The sequence below is a fragment of the Stenotrophomonas sp. genome, assembly GCF_032066555.1.
Classification (GTDB): Bacteria; Pseudomonadota; Gammaproteobacteria; order Xanthomonadales; family Xanthomonadaceae; genus Stenotrophomonas.
On the sequence record NZ_DAMBKV010000006.1, the window covers coordinates 91,172 to 117,135 of the forward strand.

The 25,964-nt window shown below is 64.2% G+C and carries 12 protein-coding genes; 6 read left to right on the forward strand and 6 right to left on the reverse strand.

The genetic code is table 11. The features are described from left to right. Positions 1 to 38 precede the first annotated feature (38 nt). Positions 39 to 8,660, reverse strand: coding sequence for an ESPR-type extended signal peptide-containing protein (locus tag RT131_RS09745; protein WP_313172443.1), 8,622 nt, complete (start codon positions 8,658 to 8,660; stop codon positions 39 to 41). Between the two features lie 440 nt (positions 8,661 to 9,100). After that, the gene (purL, locus tag RT131_RS09750; protein WP_313172445.1) at positions 9,101 to 12,982 is read right to left on the reverse strand and encodes a phosphoribosylformylglycinamidine synthase; all 3,882 of its coding nucleotides are present in this window, start codon (positions 12,980 to 12,982) and stop codon (positions 9,101 to 9,103) included. A 319-nt stretch (positions 12,983 to 13,301) separates the two neighbouring features. Here purL and RT131_RS09755 point away from each other — a divergent pair, with 319 nt between their 5' ends. Then, the gene (locus tag RT131_RS09755; RefSeq protein ID WP_313172448.1) at positions 13,302 to 15,455 is read left to right on the forward strand and encodes a glycosyl hydrolase family 18 protein; all 2,154 of its coding nucleotides are present in this window, start codon (positions 13,302 to 13,304) and stop codon (positions 15,453 to 15,455) included. A 76-nt stretch (positions 15,456 to 15,531) separates the two neighbouring features. On the opposite strand, the gene RT131_RS09760 is transcribed toward RT131_RS09755, so the two are convergent. Both RT131_RS09760 and xerD read right to left on the reverse strand, forming a co-directional pair. Then, on the reverse strand, positions 15,532 to 16,311 hold the full coding sequence (locus RT131_RS09760) for a DsbC family protein (protein WP_313172450.1): 780 nt from the start codon (positions 16,309 to 16,311) through the stop codon (positions 15,532 to 15,534). Between the two features lie 174 nt (positions 16,312 to 16,485). Further along, the gene (gene xerD / locus RT131_RS09765; RefSeq protein WP_313172452.1) at positions 16,486 to 17,463 is read right to left on the reverse strand and encodes a site-specific tyrosine recombinase XerD; all 978 of its coding nucleotides are present in this window, start codon (positions 17,461 to 17,463) and stop codon (positions 16,486 to 16,488) included. A 70-nt stretch (positions 17,464 to 17,533) separates the two neighbouring features. Between xerD and RT131_RS09770 the strand changes: the two genes are divergently transcribed. Further along, entirely contained in the window at positions 17,534 to 17,995 is a 462-nt protein-coding gene (locus RT131_RS09770; RefSeq protein WP_313172454.1) for an RDD family protein, read from the forward strand. Between the two features lie 171 nt (positions 17,996 to 18,166). On the opposite strand, the gene lptG is transcribed toward RT131_RS09770, so the two are convergent. Together lptG and lptF are read right to left on the reverse strand one after the other, a co-directional pair. Then, on the reverse strand, positions 18,167 to 19,273 hold the full coding sequence (gene lptG, locus RT131_RS09775; RefSeq protein WP_313172456.1) for an LPS export ABC transporter permease LptG: 1,107 nt from the start codon (positions 19,271 to 19,273) through the stop codon (positions 18,167 to 18,169). Then, complete coding sequence (gene lptF, locus RT131_RS09780; protein ID WP_313172458.1) at positions 19,270 to 20,355, reverse strand: LPS export ABC transporter permease LptF; 1,086 nt, start codon at positions 20,353 to 20,355, stop codon at positions 19,270 to 19,272. Before lptF ends, lptG begins: the two co-directional genes overlap by 4 nt. Before the next feature lie 105 nt (positions 20,356 to 20,460). Here lptF and RT131_RS09785 point away from each other — a divergent pair, with 105 nt between their 5' ends. The 4 genes from RT131_RS09785 to RT131_RS09800 all read left to right on the forward strand — a co-directional run bounded on the left by RT131_RS09785 (position 20,461) and on the right by RT131_RS09800 (position 25,549). Beyond that, positions 20,461 to 21,933: a leucyl aminopeptidase gene (locus RT131_RS09785; protein WP_313172460.1), complete on the forward strand. Its 1,473-nt coding sequence runs from the start codon at positions 20,461 to 20,463 to the stop codon at positions 21,931 to 21,933. Between the two features lie 100 nt (positions 21,934 to 22,033). Further along, positions 22,034 to 22,459, forward strand: coding sequence for a DNA polymerase III subunit chi (locus RT131_RS09790; protein ID WP_313172661.1), 426 nt, complete (start codon positions 22,034 to 22,036; stop codon positions 22,457 to 22,459). A 12-nt stretch (positions 22,460 to 22,471) separates the two neighbouring features. Then, positions 22,472 to 22,660, forward strand: coding sequence for a YqaE/Pmp3 family membrane protein (locus RT131_RS09795; protein WP_313172462.1), 189 nt, complete (start codon positions 22,472 to 22,474; stop codon positions 22,658 to 22,660). A 33-nt stretch (positions 22,661 to 22,693) separates the two neighbouring features. Next, positions 22,694 to 25,549: a valine--tRNA ligase gene (locus RT131_RS09800; protein WP_313172464.1), complete on the forward strand. Its 2,856-nt coding sequence runs from the start codon at positions 22,694 to 22,696 to the stop codon at positions 25,547 to 25,549. Positions 25,550 to 25,964 lie beyond the last annotated feature (415 nt).

The window sequence follows — 25,964 nt, forward strand, 5'->3', positions numbered from 1 at the left end:
GAACAGGCCCGGTTTGAAAAACGGGATCTACGGCTTTGCTACCAACCAAAGCCGGCGCCAAGGCCCACCGAGCTGTCATCGCTACTGAAGGCACCACCCAAAGTCACGGTCGCGCGCTCCCCAAAGGCACGCTGGTAACCAACCGACAACGCCGACTCACCGCCCTGGAAGCCAACGCCCACGCCTACCCGGTTCTCGGTTCGCACACCGGCTGCACTGGTCGCCATGTTCAACATCGCAGCACTCATCGCGCCTTGCCGGTCAATACGTTCATCAATGTGCTGCAGGCGCTTGCCCATATCGCTGCGCAACACCTCGAAGCTGTCAGCCATTGCGTTGAACTTGCCATCTGTATAGGCGTTTGCTGCCGCGGCGCTCCGGTCCAGCTGCGCCTTGTTGACTGCATCAGTTGCCTGCGTGCCTTCGGCAATATGGGTTAGCTGCCGCTCATTACCGGCACTACCAACGGACACGGTATTCGCACGATCGGCCATGGACCCCTGGCCGATGGCCACCGCCCCTTCGGCCCGGACACTGGCGCCTTGTCCAATTGCGGTACCGGCACTGGCACTGACTACGGCGCCTTGGCCAACTGCGGTACTGGACGCCGCGGTCACGCTGGCACCTTCACCCAACGCCACCGCATCGGTCGCCGTAGCGGTAACCGAGGCGTTGGCACCCACCGCCGTACTGCCATCGGCCAAGACGCTCGAGTTGCTACCCAACGCGGTGTCGTTCATCCCTGCTGCATGCGCGCCATGACCGATCCCGGTGCCGGCTTGATCCGGCGCCTTCGCATCGTCGCCAAGCGCCACCCCCCCGCTAGTACTCATGCCATCGCCTGGATCGCCGCCGCCCGGCGTTCCACCAACGCCCGCATCAATCCCCGACAGCTGCGTATTGATTACGGTTATCTGCGTATCCAGCGCTGACAGTGCGTCACCCACATTGCTGAAACTGGTACCTTGCACGACATAAGTCGGAGCAATGAATAAGCCTTGCATGCCCATTGCAGCACCACCGCCCAGAATCCCTGCGATGGAACTAAGCGACTGGTAGAGCTGCCCGCCGTTGATTGCCTTCATGCTATCAAGGGCGATGCTGCCGTCCGCCACGTTGTCCAAGATAGTGCCGTCCAGGCCTGCGAACGTCACCTTGCTACGATCACCATCATCATAGGAAACGACATTAGCGGTTATGTTCTCCACGTCACCAATGCGATCATCGATGTCATTGACTCGTGTTTCTACCACGCCCACACGCTGGTTGGTGCTGTAGAGCTGCCCCCCATTGACGGCATCGGTGCTGCCTTCGACGAGGCGCCCCGCCGCGACATTGATGACCCGACGCGTCGCTGGTCCATTGACTCCATTACCACTACCCACAGACACCACGTTGGCTTCGGTTGCACGCGAGCCCGCTCCCAGCGCGACCGAATTGGCACCCGACACCCCCGCCCCTGCACCGATCGCCACGCCATTGACGCCATTGCTCGCAAACGCGGTGTAACCGATCGCCACGCCACCAACAGCAGTAGCCGAGGCCTGCCGACCCAGCACGGAACTATTGCTTGCACGCGCCGTTGCGTCGGCGCCGATGGCGGTAGTACCTGTAGCCGCAGCGCTGCTGGCTACACCCACCGCAGTACTACGCTCGGCGCTGGCAACAGCTGCCGAACCAGCCGCGACGGAATCGGTGCCAGTCGCGCTTGCCACTCCGCCGCCGCTGCCCTGGAAATACTGGCTGCTCTTGCTGGCGCCGGTGGCGACACTGGCAACGGCGTCCAACTGCGCTTTGTTGACCGCATCGCTGCCTGCAGTACCGGCTGCAACGTTGGTGACTTGACGCTCAGCCCCGACACTGCCCACCGAGACACTACTGATCCGATCCGCGACCGAGCCCGCGCCCAATGCCACACTGTTCGCTGCGGACGCTACGGCGGAACTGCCCAGCGCCGTACTACTGATTGCGCCGGCCTGCGCCGCAGCACCAACCGCACTCGATGCATCAGCGCCGGCATTCGCCCCCTGGCCCAGGGCAATGGCAGCGGTTCCTATCGCGTTGCTAAACGCGCCCAGTGCCACAGCATCCTGGCTTCGCGCAGCAGCATCGACACCAATGGCGATGGCTCGCGCTGCGGACGCAACGCTTCCGTTGCCAAGGGATACGGTGGCTACGCCACTGGCGATGGCCCCCAAGCCGCCAGCAAAGCTCCCGTCACCACCAGCAAAGCTGCTGCTGCCGATGGCAGTTGCACCGCTGCCATCGACGAAGTTGGCGAAGCCGAAGGCATTGCCTTCCTGTCCATCCACCTGGTTGAAGTTGCCCACCGCCGTGCTGTTGGTTCCGTTGGCAGTGTTCACGTATCCCAGGGCGCTGCTGTAATTACCCGCGGCAACGTTGTAGCTGCCGATCGACGTGCTCTGTATGCCGTTCGCCAATGAACCCACACCCGCTGCAGTTGCTCCGACGCCACTCGCTTGCGCGTCATCACTGCCATCGTTCGCACCGTTGGCATCGAAGTAGCGGCTGGTCCTTTGCCCGTCCTCAGCGACGGCGTTGAGCTGATCAAGGTTGACTGCGTCGGTCGCTTCCGTGCCAGCGGCAACATTGGCGATCTGGCGTTCACCGCCCACGATGCCAACGGATACCGTATCGGCTCGATCCGCCGTCGACCCTGCCCCCAACGCTACGCTGTTGAACGCAGACGCAACTGATGAGCTGCCAATTGCGGTACTGGAAACGGCTATCGCCTTGGCCGCGGCCCCCATCGCAACGGCGGCATCACCGCCTGTTCGCGCATCATCACTGCCATCATGGGCACCATCGGCCTTGAAGTAGCGGCTCGTCCTGGCTGCATCCACAGTGAGCAGGTCAACCGCACCATCGAGCTGCGACTTGTTCACCGCATCACTATCCTCCGTCCCCGCTGCGACATTGATGACCTGTCGCTCCTCCCCGCTGGAACCAACCGATACGGCGTTGGCGCGGTCCGCCAAGGAGTTCGAGCCGAGCGCGACGCTGTTCACAGCTATCGCTTCGGCATTGCTTCCTAGCGCCGTGGCAGCTTGCCCACGACTGATACTTCCGTGCCCCAGCGCAGTGCTATCAACGCCTGCGGCCCAACTGGACGCACCTATTGCGGTGGCATCAAGGCGTGAGGCACGTGCCTGATAGCCCACGGCGGTGGCTTCAGCGCCAAGCGCCTCGCTCAGCGCACCGGCTGCCATGGTGTAGTGACCAACAGCATCGGCACCAGAGCCTAATGCGGTGGCGGCATCACCGCTGGCGCTCGTACGGACACGATCAGTGATATCTGCCGAGAGCGTTGCAGCGCCGCCAACTGCGACGCTACCCTGGCCGCTTGCCGATGCTTCCGCGCCAATGGCGGTAGCGTTGGCAGCCGTGGCCAACGCCGCTTCACCCGCGGCAACCGCACCTGCGGCAGTAACGGCGGCACCAACATCGCTATCGACCATTCCGGTCGCTTTGAAGTATTTATCCGTGGTTGCTGCCAGATGAGAAACCTCATCGAGCTGGGACTTGTTGACCGCATCAGTATCTTCGGTACCGGCAGCGACATTTGTTATCTGCCGCTCTGCCCCGACGTCACCGATGGAAACACTGTAAGCGCGTTCAGCAACGGAGTTGGCACCAAGGGCGACGCTATTTTCTGCCATCGCATTCGCGCGTTGACCTAGTGCGGTAGCCTCCTCTGCGTCCGCCCAGCTATTGAATCCAACTGCGGTACTGAGGTCTGCCAACGCCCATGCACCGTTGCCGAATGCAACTGAACCAAACCCCGAGGCTTCCGTGGCGAACTCATCCAACGCCAAACCACCAATCGCGACCGCCTGTTCACCATTCGCCCGTGTCTGGCTGCCCACGGCAATGGTGTGGTCAGCAGTTGCTTCCGCATAAGTACCCATGGCAACCGCGGCAAATCCGCTGGCCGTCGCTGCGGCGCCCGCTGCAACTGACTGCCCCCCCGTCGCGGACGCCAGCGGACCCAATGCCACGTCATAGTCGCCACCTGCGATTGCAGACCAGCCAATGGCCGCGGCGCTGTTACCGCTGGCAACGCTGGCGTGACCAATTGCCAGCGCATCAATGTTGCTAGCAGTTGCATCGACTCCGATAGCGGTAGCGTCCTGAGCAAATGCAGAGGCGCCCGCGCCATAGGCGGAGGCACCGTCGCCTACTGCATTGGATGCCTCGCCTGAAGCGGTTGCGGCATTGCCCTCCGCATAGGCACCGGCGTCGCTTTCGGTACTGTCTGTGGCGGCAAAGTACTTGGCCGTACCCTGCGCGATGGAAGCGACGTCATCCAGTTGTGCCTTGTTGACTGCATCTGTAGCTTCAGTCCCTGCTGCGAGATTGGTGATCTGTCGCTGCATGCCCGTCGTCCCAACGGAAACACTCAGATCACGATCCGTTTTGGCGCCAGATCCTATTGCAACGCTGTCCTCATGCTGTGCTATGGCCTTTATTCCAAAAGCGATCGCCCGATCTGCGCTAGCCAACGCACTTTGCCCAACAGCGATAGTGTTTGCCTTGGTACTTGTAGAAATCACCCCTATCGCAATGGAGTTATCCCCGACGGCTGCGGTGCCAGCCCCAAGTGCGACACCGTAATTCCCTGATGCGAGCGTAGGAATCGATACAATCGCATCCTCATCCACAAACACATAACTGCCACCTATTGCGACAGCCGCCTGACCCAAGGCGATTGACCCTGTTCCAACTCCAATCGCATCATCAGCTGAAGCTCGCGCTCCTGCCCCCAAAGCCATCGCGCCGTCGGCCGATGCATCGGCAAAAAATCCAAATGCCGTGCTGATCCTCCCTCTGGCTGCCGCTCCATACCCAAAGGCGAAAGAATCCTCTCCACTAGCAGATGATCGTGTTCCCAGCGCAATACTATTTACAGCTGTGGCTTGTGCCTCGGCACCAATAGCTAACGATCGAAGTCCCGAAGCAAGCGCAGCATCTCCAGCTGCCATGCTGCTTTTGCTGAGAGCAACCGAATTGCTGCCTACGGCAATCGCATTCTCACCTTCAACGAAATTGGCGAAGCCAAATGCACTGCTGTTGACACCATCAACCTGGTTGAAATTTCCGACCGCCGAACTGTTCATGCCGGCTGCGGTATTCACATAGCCAAGCGCACTTGCATAGTCGCCACTGGCAATACTGTAACTGCCGACCGCAACACTCTCCGATCCACCGGCAACTGCGCCAACACCGGCAGCGGTTGCACCGGCGCCGGCGGCCAACGCATCATCGCTACCATCATTCGCACCATTGGCGTTGAAGTAGCGGCTGGTCTGCGTCGATTCATCGGCAACGGCATTGAGCTGGGCCAGATTCACTGCATCATTGTTTTCTGTGCCAGCGGCAACATTGGCGATCTGGCGTTCACCGCCCACGATGCCAACGGATACCGTATCGGCTCGATCCGCCGTCGACCCTGCCCCCAACGCTACGCTGTTGAACGCAGACGCAACTGATGAGCTGCCAATTGCGGTACTGGAAACGGCTATCGCCTTGGCCGCGGCCCCCATCGCAACGGCGGCATCACCGCCTGTTCGCGCATCATCACTGCCATCATGGGCACCATCGGCCTTGAAGTAGCGGCTCGTCCTGGCTGCATCCACAGTGAGCAGGTCAACCGCACCATCGAGCTGCGACTTGTTCACCGCATCACTATCCTCCGTCCCCGCTGCGACATTGATGACCTGTCGCTCCTCCCCGCTGGAACCAACCGATACGGCGTTGGCGCGGTCCGCCAAGGAGTTCGAGCCGAGCGCGACGCTGTTCACAGCTATCGCTTCGGCATTGCTTCCTAGCGCCGTGGCAGCTTGCCCACGACTGATACTTCCGTGCCCCAGCGCAGTGCTATCAACGCCTGCGGCCCAACTGGACGCACCTATTGCGGTGGCATCAAGGCGTGAGGCACGTGCCTGATAGCCCACGGCGGTGGCTTCAGCGCCAAGCGCCTCGCTCAGCGCACCGGCTGCCATGGTGTAGTGACCAACAGCATCGGCACCAGAGCCTAATGCGGTGGCGGCATCACCGCTGGCGCTCGTACGGACACGATCAGTGATATCTGCCGAGAGCGTTGCAGCGCCGCCAACTGCGACGCTACCCTGGCCGCTTGCCGATGCTTCCGCGCCAATGGCGGTAGCGTTGGCAGCCGTGGCCAACGCCGCTTCACCCGCGGCAACCGCACCTGCGGCAGTAACGGCGGCACCAACATCGCTATCGACCATTCCGGTCGCTTTGAAGTATTTATCCGTGGTTGCTGCCAGATGAGAAACCTCATCGAGCTGGGACTTGTTGACCGCATCAGTATCTTCGGTACCGGCAGCGACATTTGTCATCTGCCGCTCTGCCCCGACGTCACCGATGGAGACGCTGTCAGCGCGCTCGGCAATCGAGTTGGCACCAAGCGCAACGCTGTTACTCGCCAGCGCGAGCGCACGTTGACCCACAGCGGTTGCATCATCTGCATCCGCCCAGCTACTGAATCCAACTGCCGTACTGAAGTCCGCATGGGCCCACGCACCGTTACCTAGTGCAACCGAACCAAGTCCTGTGGCTTCCGTGGCGAACACCCCCAGTGCCAGTCCACCAATGGCAGTCGCCTGCTCGGCACTCGCCAGCGCATAGCCGCCCAGAGCAGTTGCATCGTCAGCTCCCGCCTCGGCGTAGGTACCCATGGCAACTGCAGCAAAACCTCCAGCCCTAGCCGCAGCACCCGCAGCGACGGCCTGTCCACCCGTCGCAGAGGCAAGCGCCCCAAGAGCCACGTCATAGTCTCCGGCTGCGGTCGCGGACCAACCGATAGCTGCCGCACTGTTTCCACTGGCGACGCTGCCATGGCCTACTGCCAACGCATCGATATTGCTGGCGGTTGCATCTGCGCCGATGGCGGTGGCGTCCTCTCCAAAAGCGGAAGCACCGGCACCAAAGGCAGAGGAGCCGTCGCCAACCGCGTTGGACGCCTCGCCCGAGGCCGTGGCAGCGTCACCCTCGACATAGGCTCCCGCGTCGCTTTCAGCGCTGCCGGTGGCTGCAAAGTACTTGGCCGTATTCCCTGCAATAGAGGCGACCTCATCCAACTGGGCCTTGTTGACAGCATCCGTGGCCTCGGTGCCTGCAGCAACATTGGTGACCTGGCGCTGCATATCCTTGGTACCAACGGAGACGCTCAGACTGCGATCTGTGCTGGATCCCGAACCTATGGCGACGCTGTCTTGATGCAGCGCTCTGGCTTTCAAACCAAGCGCCACTGCCCTGTCCGAGAGCGCAAACGCGTTCGGCCCGATAGCAATGGCGTGGCGTGCAGTACTAGCTGACATCACACCTACCGCAACGGAGGCCTCCCCATTTCCGTCTGCGCCAGATCCCAATGCAACGCTATATTCTCCGAACGCTACTGCTGGAAGTAGCGACAGCAAGCCTGGTTCGGCGTACAGGTAGCTACCACCAATTGCTACCGAACCTTTCCCGATGCCCAAGGACTTGGATCCAATCGCAATTGCTTGCTCGCCTTCAGCGAGCGCCAAGGTGCCCAGAGCGAGTGAGTCAACGGCCAACGCCTCGGCCCGCCACCCCATGGCCGCGCTGTTGATGCCGCTGGCCACTGTCCCAGTGCCAAATGCAACAGAGTTCTCTCCGGTGGCGGATGCTCTTCTCCCAACCGCAAGGCTTTCCACCGCTGTCGCCTGGGCATCAGCACCTATTGCCTGCGACCATGATTCAGAGGCAAGGGCGCCATCTCCAACTGCCATGCTGCTTTGACCAATTGCAATGGAGTTGCTCCCCATCGCAACAGCACCATCCCCATCCACCAGATTGCTGAAACCAAACGCGCTGCTGTTCTCACCATCCACCTGGTTGAAGTTGCCGACGGCCGAACTGTTCACTCCATCGGCAGTGTTCACATAGCCAAGTGCACTCGCATAGTCGCCATTGGCGCTGCTGTAGCTACCGACGGCAACGCTCGCCGCACCGCTGGCAACCGCCCCAACGCCGGCGGCGGTTGCACCTGCACCGCTCGCCAGCGCGTCATCGCTGCCATCATTGGCACCATTGGCGGCGAAGTAGCGGCGGGTCTTCGCGGTTTCATCGGCAACAACATTGAGCTGGGCAATATTCACTGCATCGGTATCTTCAGTGCCAGCGGCAACATTGGTGATCTGGCGTTCACCGCCGGCGTCCCCCACCGACACCACGTTGTCGCGTGCAGCTACTGCATTGGCACCCAAGGCGACACTGTTACTACCGCTGGCGATCGCACCGTTACCCACTGCGAGGCTGCCTTCGGCCGATGCAACGCTATGCGCCCCGATTGCAACCGCATTGGCACCCGCAGCGCTGGCATCACCTTGCAAGGCGCAATCAACCAGATTGGCACTACCGAGGACGATGCACTTGGCGTTCCCTCCAACGGCCACCGACTGCGCACGCAACGACGCGACAGGCACACCCAATCCAAGCCCCGTGGCAATCGCCAGCACCAGCAGCTGCACGCGATGTACGCCTGCGCTGCGCGTATCCACCACGCCGGCCAATTCCTTGGAGCTAGCCAGCTCCGAGGCAACCACCAACTGTCCCAACGCCTTGTTCCACACCTTGCGATAGATCCGATTCATCGAAACTGCTCCTGAAGTGGACTGAGTTGTTTAGCGCCGCAACCGAGCTACCATCCAGGTAGAAACGACTGCTTCCCCAACGTGTGTGCCTGTCTAATCCCCGCGCGTCCTGCCCAAAGCAGGAGAACGCATGTCGTCTACCCACACAGCGCGCTGTGACATGTGGGCTCTTGAGCGGCGCGAGTGTTGGAGGCGTGATCTCCGGGCGTCAAGTTTCTGTCTGGCTCGGAAAATATGGGGATACAGCGCTCAAAACTGACTACAGGTGACATTTCCTAAGCGGTTTTTTTTGACAAACAGCTCTGTTTGTCTGTCTTTGGATACAGTTGAGTGTCCAGTCAAAAACCGACTTTCCAGAACGGAAAAAGCCCGCAGGCGTTGGCCTGCGGGCTTCTTCGGTTTTTCATGTACTGAAACTGGCTTTCGGCGTTTTCGCCTGTTCAGCCGCACCATACTCTTGCGTTGCGGAACATCCGCAGCCACGGCGAATCTTCGCCCCAGCTCGTCGGTGCCCAGCTCAGGTTGACCGTGCGCGGGGTACGTTCCGGGTGCGGCATCAGGATGGTGACGCGGCCGTCGCTGCTGGTCAGGCCGGTGATGCCATCCGGCGAACCGTTCGGATTGAGCGGGTACTGGGTGGCCACGCGGCCATCGCCATCAACATAACGCAGGGCGATGCTGGCAGCGGCCTGGTCCACCGCGCTGTCGAACTCGGCACGGCCTTCGCCGTGTGCCACGGCAACCGGCAGGCGCGAGCCAGCCATGCCACGCAGCAGGATGGACGGCGATTCGACGACCTCGAGCAACGCCGTGCGGGCTTCGAACTGCTCGCCGGCATTGCGCAGGAACTTCGGCCAGTGCTCGGCACCGGGGATGATGTCCTTGAGCTGGCTCATCATCTGGCAGCCGTTGCACACGCCCAGCGCAAAGGTGTCCGGGCGGGCGAAGAAGGCCGCAAAGGCCTCACGCAGCACCGGGCGCTCGAGGATGGAGGTTGCCCAGCCACGGCCGGCACCCAGCACGTCGCCGTAGCTGAAGCCACCGCAGGCAGCGATGCCGCGGAAGTCGGCGAGCTGCACGCGGCCTTCGATCAGGTCGCTCATGTGCACGTCGTAGGCTTCAAAGCCGGCACGCTCGAAGATATTGGCCATTTCGATCTGGCCGTTGACGCCCTGCTCGCGCAGGATTGCCACCTTCGGACGCTTGCCGCTGGCGATGAACGGAGCGGCGACGTCGTCGGCCGGATCAAATGCCAGCTTCGGCTTCAGGCCCGGGGCGTTGAAGTTGCGCGCAATCGCACGCTCCTGGTCAGCCGCATCCGGGTTGTCACGCAGCTTCTGCATGGCGTGTGTGACCGACCACCAGGCATCGAACAGTTCTTCCCAGCGCCATTCCACCACGCTGTCGCCAGCCAGCTGCACGCGCACCACCGGCGCGGTGGTCGGGCGGGCAATGCGCTGCGCGCATTCGGTCAGGGCGTGACGCTCGACCAGGTCGGCGAAGGCGGCACGGTCCTCCTTGGCGATCTGCACCACGGCACCCAGTTCTTCGTTGAACAGGCTGCGGAACGGATCATCGCCCCAGGCATCGAGCACGATGTCCAGGCCCAGGCGCGAGGCGAAGGCCATTTCGCACAGGGCGGCAAACGCGCCGCCGTCGCTGCGGTCGTGGTAGGCCAGCAACAGGCCGGACGCACGCGCATCGCGGATCAATTCAAAGAACGCACGCAGGCGCTGCGGGTCGTCCAGGTCCGGCACTTCACCGGCAAAAGCCGGCAGTGCGCTGTGGTCGGCCTGGGTCTGCGCCAGGATCGAACCGCCCAGACGCTGCTTGCCAGCGCCCAGGCCAATCAACCACAGCTCGCTTTCGGTTTCGCGGTCGAGCAGCGGGGTCAGCTGCTGGCGGGCATCGCTGACCGGGGCAAAGGCGGAGATCACCAGCGACACCGGCGATACCGACTTCTCGGTCTGGCCATCGGCCTGCCACTGCGCCTGCATCGACAGCGAGTCCTTGCCCACCGGGATGCTGATATCCAGCTGCGGGCACAGTTCCATACCCACCGCCTTGACCGCGTCATACAGCAGCGCATCTTCGCCATTGTGGCCGCAGGCGGCCATCCAGTTGGCCGACAGCTTGATCGTATCCAGCGCGGTTACCGGTGCGGCGCACAGGTTGGTGATGGCTTCGCCCACCGCCATGCGTGCCGATGCGGCAGCGTTCAGCAGTGCCAGCGGGGTGCGCTCGCCGAGCGACATCGCCTCACCTGCATAGGTGTCAAACCCGGCCAGGGTGATGGCTACGTCGGCCATCGGCAGCTGCCATGGGCCGATCATCTGCTCGCGCGCGGTCAGGCCACCCACACTGCGGTCGCCGATGGTGACCAGGAAGTTCTTGGACGCCACGGTCGGGTGCGCCAGCACACGCAGGCCCGCCTCACGCAGGTCGATGCCGGCGGTCTTGAGCTGCGGCCACGGCGCTGCGGGCGGGTGCACGGTGTCACGGTGCATCTTCGGCGCCTTGCCGAACAGTACGTCCATCGGCAGATCGATGGGGGCATCAGCCGGGGTGTTGCCCGGGGTCGCACCATAGGCCACGACCAGGTGTTCCTCAGCCGTTGCAACGCCGACCGCGGCAAACGGGCAGCGTTCGCGCGCACAGATGGCGGCAAATTCGGCCAAACGCTCCTGCGCCACGCCGAGTACATAACGTTCCTGCGACTCGTTGCACCACAGCTCCAGCGGCGACAGCGAGGGATCGTCGGTGGGCACCTTGCCCAGGTCGATCACGCCACCGACCTTGGAGTCGTGCAGCAGTTCGGGGATGGCGTTGGACAGGCCACCGGCGCCGACGTCGTGGAAGAACTTGATCGGGTTGTTCGTGCCCATGGCCACGCAACGGTCGATCACTTCCTGGCAGCGGCGCTCCATTTCCGGGTTGTCGCGCTGCACGCTGGCGAAGTCGAGGTCTTCGGCGCTTTCGCCCGAGGCCACCGACGAGGCCGCACCACCGCCCAGGCCGATCAGCATCGCCGGGCCGCCGAGCACGATCACCGCGTCGCCCGCCTGCAGCTGCAGCTTTTCAACCTGCACGCGATCAATCGCGCCCAGGCCGCCGGCCAACATGATCGGCTTGTCGTAGGCGCGGGTGATGCCATCTTCCGGCAGCTCGAAGCTGCGGAAATAGCCCAGCAGGTTCGGCCGGCCGAATTCGTTGTTGAACGCAGCGCCGCCCAGCGGGCCGTCCAGCATGATGTCCAGGGCCGGTGCCATGCGCGGGTTCAGCGCGCGCGGCGCTTCCCACGGCTGCGGCAGGGTCGGGATGCGCAGGTGCGAGACCGAGAAACCGGTCAGGCCGGCCTTGGGCTTGCCGCCACGGCCGGTGGCACCTTCGTCGCGGATCTCGCCGCCGGCGCCGGTCGCGGCACCCGGGAACGGCGCGATCGCGGTCGGGTGGTTATGCGTTTCCACCTTGATCTGGAAGGCGCTGGGCACCACCGCTTCGCTGCGGTACTTGCCGGTGGCCGGGTCCGGGCGATAGCGCGCGGCCGGCTCGCCTTCGATCACTGCGGCATTGTCGCTGTACGCGCTGAGCGTGTGCTGCGGGGTCTGCTGGTGGGTGTTCTTGATCATCTTGAACAGCGAGCGGTCCTGCGCGTTGCCGTCGATGGTCCAGCTGGCGTTGAAGATCTTGTGCCGGCAATGCTCGGAGTTGGCCTGCGCGAACATCATCAGCTCGACGTCGGACGGATCGCGGCCGAGTTCGCTGTAACGCTGGCGCAGGTAATCGATCTCGTCATCGGCCAGGGCCAGACCGAGGCGCTTGTTGGCGCCTTCCAGGTCAGCCAGCGCGATGCGCTCCAGGCTGCCGCGGCCGACGTTGTTGAACAGCGCCTGGGCTTGGCTGATGTCGTCCAGCAGCGACTGGGTCATCGGATCGTGCAGCAGCTTGGCCAGTGCGGCCTGCTGGGCCGGATCGGCCGGCCAGCCGCTCAGGTCGATGCGGGTGCCGCGTTCGACGCGCTGGATCGGCAGGCCGGCACCGCGCACCAGCTCGGTGGCCTTGCTCGACCACGGCGACAAGGTGCCCAGGCGCGGCACCACATAGCGCGAGATGGCGCCAGCGGCGCGCTCGGCGGCCTCCGGCTGGCCCTGCAGGATGCGGCCCAGCGTGGTCTGGTCGACCGCGCCGGCATCGGCAGCTTGGGTGAAATAGACGTGCCAGGCACCGGTAATGCGCAGATCGGCGGCAATGGACTGCAGGCGGGATTCAAGACGTTCGCGGCGGAACGGCGAAAGGGCAGCTGCGCCCTCGAGGACGATCATGTCCGGGAGACCATGGTGGGAATCGGCCCGCGATTGTACCGGACTCGGCCGCCCCAAGCCTCAGCAGCCCGACTACCGGAAGTCCTCAGGGATGACGCGGTTCACACCGACAGCCCGCTGCGCATGCCAAACCGTGCCGGCTTTTTTGACAACGTTATCCTCAATCGGCCGGTACCTGCGTGCCGATTCAGCAGCCCGGATCCGGGCCCAGCAAGCATTCCCCGCCGTCCCAAGGCCGGGCGCAAGCGCGCCCGCCTTGCCGAAGGCGCGCCCAAAAGACACCGCACGAGCACTAGCCAACCGCAGAAGGAAACCCGCCATGACGGACCATCCCACCGGCCCTGCAAGGCCCCGATACACCCGCCAGCACCGCCACAGCGCGCGACTGGGCTGGACACTGGCCTTGGTATTCGCGTCAGCCAGCGTCCTGCCGGCGGCACAGGCCGCCAACTGCGCAGGGGTCAGGCCCTGGCTGGGAACCACCATCTACCAGCCCGGCGATACCCTGCAAAAGGACGGCGTGCTGTACCAGGCGCGCCAGACCATCTGGAACGCACCACCGGACCATCCCGCTGGCCGCCACTACTACGACAACCTGGGCCGCTGCGATGACACCGCACCGGCAGCCAACCAGCCGCCGCAGGTTCGCCTGACCTCGCCCAGCGCAGGCAGCACGTTCAGCGCCGGCAGCACCATCACCTTCAATGCTGCTGCCACCGACAGCGACGGCAGCATCCGCAAGGTCGAGTTCTTCCGCAACGGTCATTCCATGGGCAGCGTCGGCAACGCGCCCTACAGCCTTGCCTGGCGCAACGCCGCAGCCGGCAATTACCTGCTCAGTGCCGTCGCCACCGATGACCGCAATGCCAGCACCACCTCGGCTACGGTCAGCGTGACGGTTACCGACCCGGACAAGGACAGCACTGCCCCGTCGATCCCGGACGGACTCAGCGTGCAGGCGCGCACCCCGACCAGCATCGCGCTGCGCTGGAACACTGCCAGCGACAACCCCGGCGGCAGCGGCATCGCCGTCTATGACCTGTACCGCGACGGTACGCAGATCGCCTCGATTGCCGCCACCGGGCATACCGATACCGCGCTGACCCCAGCTACCAGTTATCGCTATGCCGTGCGCGCCCGCGACAAGGCAGGCAACGCCTCCTCGCTCAGCGCCATCGTCAGCACCAGCACCTTGACCGAGGACACCGGCGGCGGCACCGATCCAGGAAAACCAGGCGGGCCCGGCACCCCGGGCACCAGCGGCAAGCGGGTGATCGGTTACTTCACCCAATGGGGCATCTATGGCCGCAACTACCGGGTCAAGAACATCGACAGCAGCGGTTCGGCGGCACGCCTGACCCATATCAACTATGCCTTCGGCAACGTCCGCAACAACCGCTGCGAAGTCGGCATCACCCAGGCCGCCGATCCGGCCAGCGGCGCCGGCGGCGACGCCTATGCCGATTACACCCGCAGCTTTGGCGCCAGCGAAAGCGTCAGCGGTGTCGCCGACCAATGGAACCAGCCGCTGCGCGGCAACTGGAACCAGCTCAAGCAGCTCAAGGCCAAGTACCCGCAGCTGAAGACGCTGATCTCGCTGGGCGGCTGGACCTGGTCACGCGGTTTCTCCAGTGCCGCACGCCCGGAGAACCGCCAGGCCTTTGTCGCCTCCTGCATTGACGCCTACATCAAGGGCAATCTGCCGTTCACCGACCATGCCGGCGGCAATGGGGTAGCTGCAGGCGTGTTCGATGGCATCGACATCGATTGGGAGTATCCGGCCGCCTGCGGCCTGGGCTGCGGCACCCCGGCCGACCGCGACAACTTCATCGCCCTGTTGGCCGAGTTCCGCCGACAATTGGACGCCGTGCGCCCTGGCCTGCTGCTGACCGTGGCGGTCGGCGCCGGCATCGACAAGATCCGCCCAACCAATCCGGCCGCATATCACCGGCACCTGGATTTCATCAATGTGATGACCTACGACTTCCATGGCGCTTGGGCAGGCATCACCAATCACCACACTGCCCTGTTCCACTCCCCGGCAGATCCTTCAACCGGTGACGCCGCCCTGTACAACAGCAACGACGCCATCGAGGCCTACCTGCAACGCGGCGTCCCGGCCGCCAAGCTGAATCTCGGCGTCGGCTTCTACGGCCGCGGCTGGACGGGCGTGGCGCGAACCAACAACGGTTTGTACCAGAGCGGGCGGCCAGCGGCAGGCAAGTACGAAGCCGGCATCGAGGACTGGAACGTGCTCAAGAACCTCGGCTGGCCGGTGTATACCGACCCGCTTGCACAGGCCACCTGGCTGTATGACGGCAATACCTTCTGGAGCGTGGATACGCCGGAGATGCTCGGCCGCAAGATGGCCTACGTCAAAGCCCAAGGGCTGGGCGGCGCGTTCTTCTGGGAATTCAGCGGTGACGATGCCCAGGGCACCCTGGTCAACAGCGTCAGCAGCGGCCTGAAGTAAGCCGCTGCCAAAACCACAACGCCCCTCGCGTTAGCGGGAGGGGCGTTGTCTGTTCAAACCTTGGCGGGCAGTGCTATCAGCGGCTGCCGCCAGCTTCGATACGGTCCAGCGCGGCCTTCAGCTGTGCTGGCGGCAGGTAGCCACCGAGCTGGCTGCCATCGGCAGCAAAGATTGCCGGGGTACCGTTGATGCCCAGCTGCTGGCCGAGGTTGTACTGCATGGCCACCGGATTGGTGCAATTCCTGGCCGGGACCGGCTGGCCGGTCTTGGCGGCGGTCAGCGCGGCCTTGCGGTCGCTGGCACACCAGACCGAGATCATGTCGGTGGCGTCCTTGCTGGCCAGGCCCATGCGCGGGAACGCCAGGTATTCGACCGCAATGCCATTGCGGTTCAGCTCGGCGATGTCCTGGTGCAGCTTGCGGCAGTAACCACACTCGATATCCGTGAACACACTGATGGTGTGCTTGGCGTTCGGCGGCGCGAAAACGATGCGGTCAGCGTGCGGCAGGGTTTCCAGCAGGCCGCGGCGATAGGCCAGCAGGCCCGGGCTGGTGGCCTGGGTCTTGTTGGCGATGTCATACGGCGTGGTCTGCAGCAGGTAGCGGCCGTCGTCGGTGACATACAGCACCTGCCCGGACACGATGACCTCGCGGAAGCCGGCAAACGGCGCCGCGCCGATGTAATCCGGCTTGAAGTTCGGATCCAGTTCCTTGAGCGCGTCACGCACCCGCTTTTCGACTGCAGCATCGGTGGCCGGAGCTGCGGCGGTAGCAGCGGCCTTGGATGCTGCGGGCTGCTGCGCGCAGGCGGTAAGACTGAGCGCGCCAAACAGCGCGGCAATAGCAAATCGGAACATGGCGACCCATCGAAAGAGAACAGCCGGATTCTCGCACACCGCCCGAATCAGTGTGGGAGCGGCGTCAGCCGCGAAACCCGGACTGCCTGAATACAGGCACCCACCGCAATCTCATGGCCCTTCGGCTTCGCGGCTGACGCCGCTCCCACAAAACAGCCCCCGCGCCGGGGAGACTCAGCCGCGCGGATGGTGGTTGCGGTGCAACTTCTGCAGGTGTTCGCGGGCCACCAGGGTGTAGATCTGGGTGGTGGACAGCGAGCTGTGGCCCAGCAACATCTGCAGCGCGCGCAGATCGGCGCCGTGGTTGAGCAGATGGGTGGCAAAACTGTGGCGCAGGCCGTGCGGGCTGATCTTGCCAGGGTCGATACCCGCTACTGCGGCACAGACCTTCACCAGCGCCCAGAACTGCTGGCGGCTCAACGGAGTACGGTCCACGTCGACAAACAGCGGCACCTGCCCATCCGGTGTGGCGGCAACCGCCTTGCCACCAGCCAGCAGCGGTCGCGCGGAGGCCAGATAGCGTTCCAGCCAGTACTGCGACTCTTCTCCCAGTGGCACCAGCCGTTCCTTGCTGCCCTTGCCGGTCACCCGCAGCACGCCTTGGCGCAGGTTGACCGCGTTTGCTGGCAGATTGACCAGTTCGCTGACGCGCAGGCCGGCGGCATACATCAGCTCCAGCATCGCACGGTCACGCAGGCCGACCGGGATGTCCACGTCCGGCGCCGCCAGCAGGGCCTCGACCTGGCTTTCGGCCAGCGCCTTGGGCAGCGAGCGCGGCAGTTTCGGCGATTCCAGCAAGGCCGCAGGGTCTTCGCTGCGCTCACCGCGCTTGAGCGCCTGGGCAAAGAAGGCCCGCAGCACCGATAGCAGGCGCGCGTTGCTGCGGGCGGTCCAGCCGTGGCGGGTGCGCCAGGCCAGATAATCAAACAGACCGGCACGATCCACTCCGGCCAAGCCACCTTTGGCCCCGTCGCGCCAGCGCGCCAGGCCTTCCAGATCACGCCGATAACTGTCCAGCGAAGCCCGCGCCAAGCCATGCTCGGCCCAGATCGCGTTCAGGAAGCGCTGGATCACCCGCTCATCGTCCGCCCGCAGCGGTGGCAGTTGCTGTACCAGTTGGCGGCGTTCGGCGGGGGTCAGGGCGGCGGACATCGTCGCAAGGATAAGCCTTGCATCCCTGCCTGCCCATGCACGCCGGCAGCCACAATCGTATGCTCGGCGCATGAGCCCACCCGCCGCTGCCCCGATGCCCCGCCCCTCCGCACTGCTGCTGCGCCGCCTGGCCGCACTGTTCTACGACCTGTGGCCGGTACTGGCCTTGTGGATGCTGGTCTCGGCACTGTTCACGGTGGGCTACACCTTGGCTGGCCACGCCAGCCGCGACAACATCCACCCATTCAGCGCCCTGCAATGGCTGTTGTGGCTGAGCTGCTGGCTGGTTGCAGGGCTCTACGCCACCGAAAGCTGGAGACGCGGCGGCCAGACCCTGGGCATGCGCCCATGGCGGCTGCGCCTGCAGGCCGCCGACGGACAGGCACCCAGCCGTGCATTGCTGTGGAAACGCTATGCACTGGGCACGCTGTCATTGTTGCTGGCCGGTGTCGGCTTCATCTGGGCGCTGTTCGATCGCGAACGGCTGACCCTGCACGACCGCCTCAGCGGCACAAGGCTAACCAAACTGTAGTGCCGAGCCATGCTCGGCAGGGCCTTTCCGAACAAACCCACCACCGGTAGTGCCGAGCCATGCTCGGCAAGGGGCTTTCCAAACAAACCAACCGCCCTGTAGTGCCGAGCCATGCTCGGCAAGGGCATTACCGGTAAAGCGTCTGCCGAGCAGGGCTCGGCACTGCCACACTCAGCCTACCCGTCGTCGCGATAGCCACGCGGAGATCCCCAGCATCATGATCGGTGGCAAGGCATAGGCAATGCGGTAATCAAACTTCAACGCACCTGCCATGCGCCCGAAGAACATCTGCAGCAGCAGGAAGCCCAACGCGAACAACATACCCAGGAACAAGCGCTTGCCCATGCCGCCACTGCGCAGCGAGCCGAACGCGAACGGCACTGCCGCCAGGCACAGCGCCAGCACGTTCAAGGGGTAGAACCAGCGGCTCCAGTAGGTATCTTCGTACTCGCGTGCATCCAACCCGTTGCGCTTGCGGTAGTCGATGCTGGTCTTCAGCTCACCGGCACTGAGGTTGCGCGGCTTGGCCAGGCCCGATGCCAGGGCAGCGGCATCCAACTTGGAGGCCCACTGCTCGCTGGCCAGTTCCTGACGGGTTACCGAGCGTTCGCCGAAGGTATCGCGACGCACACCTTCCAGCACCCAGCCCTGGGTGTCGTGGCGTGCGGCCTTGGCATAGGTCAGGCTCAACAGTCGGCCGTCTTCGCCCAGCTGGTACAGCCGCACATCGTGCAGCAGCAAGGTCGACTGGCCGTCCGCCGCGAGCTGTTCTTCGCCGGTCTGTGCATTGAGGAAGGTATCGCCTTCACGTGCCCACAGACCCGAGTAGCGTGCGGTGGCGATGTCGGTGTTGTAGCGGGCGCTGGTCTTCAGCGCGTCGGCGCGCCCCTGCGCCCACGGCGACAGGGTTTCGCCGTTGATCACCATCAACGCGGTCAGCAGCGACAGCGAGATCGCCACCGATACCGCAATCCGCCGACGCGACAGGCCGACCGCACGCAATGCCGTCAGTTCCGAAGTCGCCGCCAGTTGGCCCAGGCCCATCAGCGCGCCGATCACCGCCGCCATCGGGAACACGGTATAGGCCCGGCGCGGCAAGGTATAGGCCACCCACGCCAGCGCATGGCCGAAACTGTAATGCCCCTGGCCGATCTTCCCGGCCTCGCCGGACAAGGCCATGATGGCATCCAGGCCGAGCAGCACCATCCACACCACCAGCACCGTGAACAACACGGTCCGGCCTACGTAGATGTCATGAATCCGCGGCAGCAGCCTCATGCTGTCGCCCCCGCCCGGCGACGGCCCAGGCGCCCGTCACGGAAGTACAGCCACACCGCCAGCAACAGCAACGGCAAGGTCAACCACCACATGCCGGCCTCCACCGGCAGCTTGCCCGCCGCCAGCCACTGGCGGCCGAGGATGCTCAGGCTTACCCCCACCGTGTAGGCCAGGAAGGCCACCATGATGCGGCCGTAGCGCTGCTGCCGCGGTGCGCTGCGCGCAAGCGGCAGGGTCAGCAGGGCAAAGGCCAGCGCCAGCAACGGTGGGGTGATGCGCCAGTGCAGTTGGGCCTTGGCCTCGGGCCGCCCATCGCCAAGCAGTTGGCGGGTGGACAGCATTTCCGGATCATTCTGGTCACGTACTTCGTCACGGTCCGGCAGCGCCACTTCGTTACGGGCATAGCGCATCAAACGGTAATCCAGGGTGCCGCTCTCCGGGCCTTCAACCCGATAGCCGTCTTCCAGCCGAAGGTAGCGCTGGCGCTCGCCCTCGAAGAACATCGCCCCGCTATTGGCCGATACCACGTCGATACGCCCTTCCTTCTGCCGCTGCATGAACACCTTGCCCATCCGGGTGCCGTCGCCGGCCAGCGACGACAGGTAGACCACGCCACCACCGGCCAGCGGGGTGAACTGGCCCGGTTCCAGCCCGGCGACGACCATGCTGCGGCTGGCGTCCTGCAACATGCGCTCGGCGTTGCGATCAGCCCAGGGGCCCAGCCACAGCGAACAGGCCGCGACCAGCGCCACGATAGGCACGGTGAGCAGCAGGATCGGCTTGAGCAGGCGCTTGGGGCCGACGCCGACGCCGGTCAGCACTGCCATTTCCGAATCGCGGTACAGCCGCGCGATCGACAGCGCCAGACCCAGCATCAGGGCCAGGGGCAGGATGATGGGCAGATAGACGATGAACTGCAGTCCCAGCTGGGACAGCATCAAGCCGGCCGGGATGCGCCCGTCGGCAATGCGGCCGAGGATATCGACCAGCACACCACCCATGCTGACGACCAGGAGTACGGTCAAAGTGGCCAGAAAGCTCTGGAGGAAGTCACTCAGAAGGTAGCGGTCAAGCTTCGCCATAGGGTCGGTGGTTTAAACTCTCGGTTTAGTCCGCAGAACGCCCGGCCTCGATGGCCCCGCGTATACAGCCTGCGATTGTACGGATTTGGCAACGGAATCTGATCAATGTCTCTGGAATTCACCCTGAACCACGCCGCCCCGGTCTCCGCCGAGGTGGATTGCGTCATTGTTGGCGCCTACTCTGACAAGACGCTGAGCCCGGCTGCACAGGCCCTGGACGCCGCTTCCGGTGGCCGTCTGGCCGCCCTGGTCGAGCGCGGCGATGTTGGCGGCAAGACCGGCAACACCACCCTGCTGCACGACCTGGCCGGCGTCAGCGCCGCCCGCGTGCTGGTGGTTGGCCTCGGCGACCCGGCCAAGTTCGGCGTGGCCCAGTACCTGAAGGCCGCCGGTGACGCCGCCCGCGCCCTGAAGAGCGGCAATACCCGTAGCGCGCTGTTCACCCTGAACGAACTGCCGATCAAGGACCGCGACGCCGCCTGGAACGTCCGTCAGGCCGTGATCACCGCCAACCACGCCAGCTACCGCTATACCGCCACCCTGGGCAAGAAGAAGCCGGAAGCCCCGGGCCTGGAATCGCTGGCCATCGCCAGCAACGACGAAACCGCGCTGCTGCAGGGCCAGGCCATTGCCGCCGGCGTGGAATACGCCCGCGAGCTGGGCAACCTGCCGCCGAACTACTGCACCCCGGCCTACCTGGCCGAATCCTCGGTCAAGTTTGCCGCCGAGCACGAAGGCGCCGAGGCCGAGATCCTGGACGAGGCGCAGATGGAAGCGCTGGGCATGGGCTCGCTGCTGGCCGTGGCCCGTGGCTCGGCCAACCGCCCCAAGCTGGTGGTGCTGAAGTGGAACAACGGCGGTGACGCCAAGCCCTACGTGCTGGTCGGCAAGGGCATCACCTTCGACACCGGTGGCGTCAACCTGAAGACCCAGGGCGGCATCGAGGAAATGAAGTACGACATGTGCGGTGGCGCCAACGTCATCGGTACCTTCGTCGCCACGGTCAAGGCCAAGCTGCCGTTGAACCTGGTGGTGGTGGTGCCGGCGGTGGAAAACGCCATCGACGGCAACGCCTACCGCCCGTCCGACGTGATCACCTCGATGTCGGGCAAGACCATCGAAGTGGGCAATACCGACGCCGAAGGCCGCCTGATCCTGTGCGATGCGCTGACCTATGCGCAGCGCTTCGAGCCGGCCGCACTGATCGACGTGGCCACCCTCACCGGTGCCTGCATGGTGGCCCTGGGCCACCAGACCGCCGGCCTGATGAGCAAGCACGACGACCTGGCCAACGAGCTGACCGCCGCCGGCGAGCACGTGTTCGACCGCGCCTGGCGCCTGCCGCTGTGGGACGAGTACCAGGGCATGCTGGATTCCAGCTTCGCCGACGTCTACAACATCGGCGGCCGCTGGGCCGGTGCCATCACCGCAGGCTGCTTCCTGTCGCGCTTCACCGAAGGCCAGCGCTGGGCGCACCTGGATATCGCCGGCGTTGCCAGCGACGAAGGCAAGCGCGGCATGGCCACCGGTCGCCCGGTGGGCCTGCTGACCCAGTGGCTGCTGGATCGCGTTGCCTGAGTTATATCCGGGGTTGGAAAACCGGGGTCAGAGTCGGGTTTTGCCCGGCAAAACCCGACTCTGACCCCGGTTTTCCAATCCCCTTCTACTTTCTTGTGACCTGATGCGTGCCGACTTCTACCTGATCGCCAAGCCGCGTTTTCTCACCGAACCGTTGAAACTGGTGTGCGAGCTTGCCCGCAAGGCCAATGACGGCGGTCTGTACACGCTGGTGCTGGCCCGCGACCAGGCCCAGGCCGAGGAGCTGGACGAGCTGCTGTGGTCGTTCGACCCGGACGCCTACATCCCGCACCAGATCATCGGCGAGGACGTGGACGAGGAAGAGGCCATCGTGCTGATCGCCACGCCCGGTGCCGACGCGCCGGAGCGACCGCTGGTGATCAACCTGCGCGACGAACCCTACCTGGGTGCCTGCGAGCGGGTGCTGGAAGTGGTGCCGGCCGCCCCGGCCGCACGCGAACCGCTGCGTGAACGCTGGCGCCAGTACAAGGCCGCCAACTACACGCTCAACAAGTACGACATGTAAAGGAAGACACGCATGCGCCTGCTGATTGCCATCCTGCTGCCGTGGCTGGCCTTTTTCACCATTGGTCGTCCGATTTCCGGCATTGTCTGTCTCATCCTGCAGATCACCTTGATCGGTTGGCTGCCAGGCGCCATCTGGGCTGCATACGCGGTCAGCCAGTACCACACCGACCAGAAGATCAAGCGCGCACTGGCGCGCTGATCCCCTCCTCCCGCACTTTCCGGTTTTCCCCGCATGACCCAACTCGCCTCCAGCTACGACCCCAAATCCTTTGAAACCGCGCTCTATGAGTCGTGGGAGAAAGCCGGCCTGTTCAAGCCGTCCGGCAAGGGCGAGCCCTACACCATCCTGCTGCCGCCGCCAAACGTCACCGGCACCCTGCACATGGGCCACGCCTTCCAGCAGACGCTGATGGATGCGCTGATCCGTTACCACCGCATGCGTGGCTACGACACGCTGTGGCAGGTGGGTACCGACCACGCCGGCATCGCCACCGAGATGGTCGTCAGCCGTAACCTGGCGCTGGAAGGCAAGGGTGAGACCCGCGACTCGCTGGGCCGCGATGGCTTCATCGGCAAGGTGTGGGAGTGGAAGGCACATTCGGGCAACGTGATCGAAGGCCAGATGCGCCGCCTCGGCACCTCCGCCGACTGGTCGCGCAGCACCTTCACCATGGACCCGGGCCCGAGCGAGGCGGTGATCGAGTCCTTCATCCGCTGGCACGAGCAGGGCCTGATCTACCGTGGCCAGCGTCTGGTCAATTGGGACCCGGTGCTGAAGACCGCCATTTCCGACCTGGAAGTGGAGAGCGTGGAAGAAGACGGCTTCATGTGGTCGATTGCCTACGCGCTGGAAGACGGCGCCAGCTACGAGCACGTCGAGGTGGATGCCGACGGCAACGAGACCCTGCGCGAAACCCGCACCTCCCTGGTCGTGGCCACCACCCGCCCGGAAACCCTGCTGGGCGACACCGCGGTGATGGTGCACCCGGAAGACAGCCGCTACGCGCACCTGATCGGCAAGCGCGTGACTCTGCCGCTGACCGGCCGCAGCGTGCCGGTGATCGGCGACGACTACGTCGACAAGGCCTTCGGCACCGGCGTGGTCAAGGTAACCCCGGCGCATGACTTCAACGATTACCAGGTCGGCGTGCGTCACAGCCTGCCGATGATCAACCTGTTCACCACCACCGCCACGCTCAACGAGAACGCCCCGGAAAAATACCGTGGCCTGGACCGTTACGAGGCGCGCAAGCTGATCCTGGCCGAACTGGAAGACCTGGGCATCCTGGTCGAAACCAAGGCGCACAAGCTGCAGGTGCCGCGCGGCGACCGCACCGGCCAGGTGATCGAGCCCTACCTCACCGACCAGTGGTTCGTGAAGATGGACGGGCTGGCCAAGCGCGGCCTGGAATTGGTTGAGAACGGCAGCATCAAGTTCGTGCCGGGCAACTGGATCAACACCTACCGCCATTGGATGGAGAACATCCAGGATTGGTGCATCAGCCGCCAGCTGTGGTGGGGCCATCGCATCCCGGCGTGGTTCGACGAAGCGGGCAACTGCTACGTGGGCCGCAACGAAGCCGAGGCCCGCGCCAAGGCCGGGCTGGGCGCCGACGTGGTGCTGACCCAGGACAGCGACGTGCTGGAGACCTGGTTCTCCTCGCAGCTGTGGCCGTTCTCCACCCTGGGTTGGCCGAATGAAGCGGCGATGGCCGAGCGTGGCTTTGAGCGCTACCTGCCGTCGAACGTGCTGATCACCGGCTTCGACATCATCTTCTTCTGGGTGGCGCGCATGATCATGGCCACCGACAGCTTCACCGGCCAGATCCCGTTCAAGGACGTCTACATCACCGGCCTGATACGCGACGGCCAGGGCCAGAAGATGTCCAAGTCCAAGGGCAATGTGCTCGATCCGCTGGACATCATCGACGGCATCAGCATCGACGACCTGGTGGCCAAGCGCACCCACGGCCTGATGCAGCCGAAGATGGCCGAGAAGATCGAAAAGGCCACGCGCAAGGAATTCCCGGACGGCATCATCGCCCACGGTGCCGACGCGCTGCGCTTCACCATCGCCGCGCTGGCCACCCACGGCCGTGACATCAAGTTCGACATGAGCCGCGCCGAGGGCTACAAGAACTTCTGCAACAAGTTGTGGAACGCCAGCCGCTTCACCCTGATGAACACCGAGGGCTTCGTGCTCCCCTCTCCCACCGGGAGAGCGGCTGGGGGTGAGGGTGTGCCTGCTGCAAGCACCGATGCCGAGAAGTGGATCCTGGCGCGCCTGGCCAAGGTCGCCGCCGAAGCGCAGCAGCACTTCGCCGACTACCGCTTCGATCTGCTGTCGCAGGCCTTGTACGAATTCGTCTGGAACGAGTTCTGCGATTGGTTCCTGGAGCTGACCAAGCCGGCGCTCAACGGCGACAACGCCGAGGATGCAGCCAGCACCCGCCACACCCTGCTGTACGTGCTGGAAGCGGTGCTGCGCCTGCTGCACCCGCTGACCCCGTTCGTCACCGAGCAACTGTGGCAGCAGGTGGCACCGCGTCTTGGCATTGCAGCCGACTCGCTGTCGCTGCGCAGCTACCCGACCGCAGAGGAATTTGCCGGCGACTACGCGCAGGCCGAAGCCGACGTGGAGTGGTTCAAGACCATGGTCAGCGCCCTGCGCCGCGTGCGCAGCGAGTTGAACGTGCCGCCATCCAAGCAGGTACGCCTGTTGCTGCAGGGTGGCCAGGCGGCGGATCGTGCACGTGTCGAACGCTTCGCGTCGCAGCTGCGCTTCCTGCTCAAGCTGGAAAGCATTGATTGGTTGGCCGGCGATGCAGTGACGCCGCCGGCCGCGGCCGCAATTGTCGGTGAGCTCAAGTTGCTGGTGCCGTTGGAAGGCCTGGTCGATCTGGATGCCGAGCGTGCGCGCCTGGACAAGGAAATCGCCCGCGTGTCCGCCGAGAAGGAAAAGAGCGAGACCAAGCTGTCCAAGTTCACCGACAAGGTGCCGGCAGCGGTGGTTGAACAGGAGCGCGTGCGCCTGCTCGACTGGAACAGCCAGCTGGCAGGCCTGCAGGAACAGCGTGCGAAGCTGTAAGGCTTGTTGTTTGTCTTGAGAAACGCCGCCTTCGGGCGGCGTTTTCTTTTGTGCTTGTTGGGTGCTGGCAAGCACCCTGCCCAGAGCGAAGAGCGCCCTCATCCGCCCGGTCGGGCACCTTCTCCCGCAGGCGGGAGAAGGGAATGCAATGCACCATGCACTTCTGCGGTGTCACTGAGCAACCGGCTTTACGTGCTTTGGCTTTGGCTTTGGCTTTGGCTCGCGCGTGATCGCACGGCGAACCCATCACAGCGCACAAATCGTTGCTGTCCCTTCTCCCGCTTGCGGGAGAAGGTGCCCGTCAGGGCGGATGAGGGGGCTTCTGCCTTCTGCCTTCTGCCTTCTGCCTTCTGCCTTTTACCTTTTGCCTTTTTGCTCCCCCCGATCCCAGCTACCCTCCCCCAACACCCAAGCC

Coding starts and splice junctions, on each gene's coding strand:
- RT131_RS09760 (WP_313172450.1), bottom strand. CDS start 16,311: ATGTTCCGATTTGCTATTGCCGCGCTGTTTGGCGCGCTCAGTCTTACC.
- RT131_RS09800 (WP_313172464.1), top strand. CDS start 22,694: ATGACCCAACTCGCCTCCAGCTACGACCCCAAATCCTTTGAAACCGCG.
- RT131_RS09745 (WP_313172443.1), bottom strand. CDS start 8,660: ATGAATCGGATCTATCGCAAGGTGTGGAACAAGGCGTTGGGACAGTTG.
- RT131_RS09770 (WP_313172454.1), top strand. CDS start 17,534: ATGAGCCCACCCGCCGCTGCCCCGATGCCCCGCCCCTCCGCACTGCTG.
- RT131_RS09795 (WP_313172462.1), top strand. CDS start 22,472: ATGCGCCTGCTGATTGCCATCCTGCTGCCGTGGCTGGCCTTTTTCACC.
- xerD (WP_313172452.1), bottom strand. CDS start 17,463: ATGTCCGCCGCCCTGACCCCCGCCGAACGCCGCCAACTGGTACAGCAA.
- lptG (WP_313172456.1), bottom strand. CDS start 19,273: ATGAGGCTGCTGCCGCGGATTCATGACATCTACGTAGGCCGGACCGTG.
- purL (WP_313172445.1), bottom strand. CDS start 12,982: ATGATCGTCCTCGAGGGCGCAGCTGCCCTTTCGCCGTTCCGCCGCGAA.
- lptF (WP_313172458.1), bottom strand. CDS start 20,355: ATGGCGAAGCTTGACCGCTACCTTCTGAGTGACTTCCTCCAGAGCTTT.
- RT131_RS09755 (WP_313172448.1), top strand. CDS start 13,302: ATGACGGACCATCCCACCGGCCCTGCAAGGCCCCGATACACCCGCCAG.
- RT131_RS09785 (WP_313172460.1), top strand. CDS start 20,461: ATGTCTCTGGAATTCACCCTGAACCACGCCGCCCCGGTCTCCGCCGAG.